The organism is Mucilaginibacter sp., from assembly GCF_036383575.1.
Lineage (GTDB): Bacteria > Bacteroidota > Bacteroidia > Sphingobacteriales > Sphingobacteriaceae > Mucilaginibacter.
On record NZ_DASVOB010000041.1, the window covers coordinates 1 to 3,977 of the forward strand.

At 40.2% G+C, this 3,977-nt stretch carries 2 protein-coding genes and 1 pseudogene; all 3 read left to right on the plus strand.

The features are described 5' to 3' along the window. Window positions 1-1,227, plus strand: a pseudogene (locus VF500_RS01315) (SusC/RagA family TonB-linked outer membrane protein); the annotation flags it as partial. Window positions 1,228-1,237: 10 nt separating this feature from the next. Next, window positions 1,238-2,614 (plus strand): RagB/SusD family nutrient uptake outer membrane protein, encoded by a 1,377-nt coding sequence (locus tag VF500_RS01320; RefSeq protein WP_330857941.1) that lies wholly within the window; start codon window positions 1,238-1,240, stop codon window positions 2,612-2,614. Between the two features lie 24 nt (window positions 2,615-2,638). After that, complete coding sequence (locus VF500_RS01325) at window positions 2,639-3,940, plus strand: TlpA disulfide reductase family protein (RefSeq protein WP_330857942.1); 1,302 nt, start codon at window positions 2,639-2,641, stop codon at window positions 3,938-3,940. Window positions 3,941-3,977 lie beyond the last annotated feature (37 nt).

Below are 3,977 nucleotides of genomic sequence, written 5' to 3' on the forward strand. Positions count from 1 at the left end.
ATAAGCGGCAGAAGAGACGGTTCGAGCCGATTTGGCCCACAAAGCAGGTTCAGCAATTTTGCAGCGTTAGGGGGCGCCTGGATTTTTTCGGAAGAAAAATTTATAGAAAGCACACTTAGTAACATTGTCAGTTTCGGGAAACTAAGGGGAAGCTATGGCATTACAGGTAATGATCAGATCGGCGAGTATCAATACCTGGATACCTGGACACCTGTATCAGACACCTATCAAAGCGTAAGTAGTTTAAGCCCGACTTCGCTCTATAATCCGTCCTTTCAGTGGGAGAAAAATAAAAAGACTGAGCTTGCACTGGATTTAGGGTTTCTAAGTAACCGAATATTATTATCTGTTGCTTACTTCAGATCGCTTTCAAAGAACCAGCTTGTTAACTATACATTACCGACACAAACAGGTTTTACATCCATATTAGAGAATCTGAATGCCACTATAGTAAATAAGGGCTGGGAGTTACAGTTAAGCACTAAAAATATCAATTCACACGCCTTTACCTGGAACAGTTCATTTAATTTAACCATACCTAAAAATCAGCTTCTTGCTTTTCCGGGATTGGAAAATTCAACTTATGCTGGTACCTATATTATTGGCCAGTCCATTTCAAGCAGGTTGGTTTATCACTATTTAGGGGTTGATCCGCAAACAGGCGTTTATAAGTTTCAGGATGTCAATAATGATGGAAAATATAATCAGGCTGACAGGAACACACTTGTTAACACCGACCCTAAATTTTATGGTGGATTTCAGAACAGTGTAAGTTATAAGAACTTTCAGCTGGATATATTTTTTGAGTTTAAAAAACAAAACGGCGTTAATTACCTGTCGAACCTGGCCGGAACCGTTCCGGGATACAAGTATTATAATCAACCAATAGTCGTTTTATCCCGCTGGCAAAATCCCGGAGATATCGCCGACATACAAAAGTTTACCAGTGCCGGCGGCCCTGCTTTAACAGCTTCTAACCTTTACCTGAGAAGTTCCAATACAGTCTATTCAGATGCATCTTATATCCGCCTTAAAAACGTAGCGCTATCTTATAGTATTCCGCAACCACTATTGAAAAAGCTGCATGTAGCTAATTGCCGGGTTTATTTACAGGGACAGAATCTTCTAACGATGACCCATTACATTGGTGCCGATCCAGAAAACCAAAGCCTTTTTGTACTGCCTCCATTAAGAACGGTTACCGCAGGTATTCAACTAACACTTTAAACATTACATTATGAAAATGCTATATAAAAAGCTGCTGCTCATTTTATTGCTAAGTATGGCTATGTCAGCTTGTAAAAAGTTTGTCGACATTGCCCCATCACCACAGCTAATCGCTACAGATGCGATTTTTTCAAACGACAATACTGCGCTTTCTGCGGTAAGCGGCGTTTATGTGCAGATGCGGTCAGGCAACCCTTCTTTTGCCAATGGCGGCATCGGTATTTACACTGGTCTTACTGCCGATGAGATCTACAACACCTCATCAAGCTCGACCTACGATCCATATTACAATAATAACATCTTGTCAAACGATGGGAATATCAGTAATTTTTGGTCTACGGCCTATAACACCATATATCGTACTAATGCTATTCTGCGGGGGCTGGACAATAGCAACGGCCTTACTTCTTCAGTTAAGGATCAGTTAAAAGGGGAAATGAAAGTGGTCAGGGCGCTGATCTATTTTTATTTAGTTAACCTGTATGGCGATGTTCCATTGATTACCTCACCTGATTATGCACAAAACGCTATTGCCGAAAGAACGCCGGTTTCACAAGTTTATCAGCAAATGATTATTGATCTGACCGATGCACAGGGTCTGCTTACTAATACATATCCAGGCACAGGTAAGCTAAGGCCCAATAAATTAACTGCCACCGCATTACTGGCGAGGATATACCTATTTAAAAAAGATTGGGCTAATGCGGAAGTGCAGTCTTCAGCTGTTATCAACTCAAATATTTATAGTATTCTACCTGATCTTAATGCTGTTTTCCTGATCAACAGCGGGGAAACCATTTGGGAGATAGCGCCGGCAAACAATGCGGCAAACACGGCTGAAGCCAGTGCTTTCATCCCCGAATCATCTGATGAGGAACCGACATTTGCAATAAATTCCTATTTACTCAATTTGTTCGATGCCGATGATAAGCGCAAAACCAATTGGTTGGGTAGTAACAATGTTAACGGTACAACTTATTATTATTCCAATAAATTTAAAAACAGCAGCACAACTTCTATTACTGAATACAATGTGGTTTTCAGGCTTGCTGAACAATATTTGATCCGCGCGGAAGCAAGGGCACAGCAAAATACCAATTTGCAGGGAGCGGTCAATGATCTGAATATAATTCATACCAGGGCTGGTTTGGCTGCCTACCCCACTTCCATGTCACAAGCGGATTGCCTATGGGCGATACAAAAGGAAAGGCGTTTAGAGCTTTTTACCGAGTGGGGTAACCGTTGGTTTGATTTAAAAAGATGGGGAACCATCGATGGAGTCCTTGGGGCTGAAAAGCCTGACTGGAAACCTTATGCAGCCTTATTTCCCCTTCCTTTAGATCAGCTAACCTACAATGTTAAACTGATACAAAACACCGGTTATTAATACCATCAGTCATAGTTCAACACCATGAGAAAGTTAATTGTCCTTTTACATCTAATAATACTGATCGTTTTATTAAGTAACACCTGTCTGAAAGCGCAAAACAAGTCGTTAAAAGTAGGTGATGAAGTGCCCGGTTTTACATTCAAAAACATATTTAACAGCAGCAATACAGAAATCAAACTATCGGACTTGCGCGGTAAGCTGGTCATACTGGATTTTTGGGGTGTGTTTTGCATTCCATGCATTGAGGAGTTTCCAAACCTGGATTCTTTGCAAAAAATGTTCAATAATGAAATTCAGATCATTCCGGTTAATCCTTTAGGCAGAGATTCTATCAGGCGGTTTTTCAAAAACCATCCAAAAGCTTACCTACCTTCATTACCATTTATCACCAGCGACACCATACTGCAAAAGGTCTTCCCCCACCAGGGTAATCCTTACATAGTTTGGGTAGGAAAAGATGGAAAAATGTTGTTGGATGATGTACCTATAACACGACCAAATATTGAGGCCGTTCTTGCCAATAAAACAATGAAAGTCCCCGAAGCTGTAAAGAATAATTACGTGGAATCCTTGTTTGATAAACGCTGGAGCGATGATATGGTATATTCATCCTACATCTATAAGGGTATGGATCTGGGCCTCAAGTTAGAGAAATCTAAAATTGGTCAGAGTCTTTCAGAAGGCGGAACCGTTATGTTTTTGTATCAGAGGGCATGGGAAGGATTAACAAACGGAAAGTATGGGTTTTTCAGGCCGGGCAGAACGGTTATTCAAACCAAAGATTCCACTAAATACTTTGAGCCTAAAAATCTAAACGATTATGATAAACAGGTATGGCTGAGGGATAATATTTATTGGTATCAATCTTCTGTTCCCAATGACAAACCGTATAATCCTCATGAATTAATGAAGGACGATTTAAACCGTGCTTTTCACTTAAACGCCGGTATTGAAAAAAGGCCGGTAAAATGCGTTGTTCTGATCAGAACAAGCAATACAGATAAAATAAAAACACGGGGGCATAAACCCGTTGATTCGTTTTTCAAGGCAGACAGGATAGGCAAGGACTATGGCCCAACGCGTTCTTTAATCAATCAGCCATTCAGCAAATTCTCGAAAAGGTTGACAGGGTTGATAGAATACGGGCTCAAAAAACCTTTTATAGATCAAACGGGGTATAATGGCAATATCGATATTCAATTCACAGCAGATGCTTTAGACGGGATTGTTTTAGCAAATCTGCGTAGTGCCCTGAAAATTTATGACCTTGATCTGGTTGAAAAAGATGTTGATTTAACTGTTCTTTCTCTAAAAGAAAATTAAGGTTTTAACATTAAAAACTCAGCGGAGTTGGCAATAT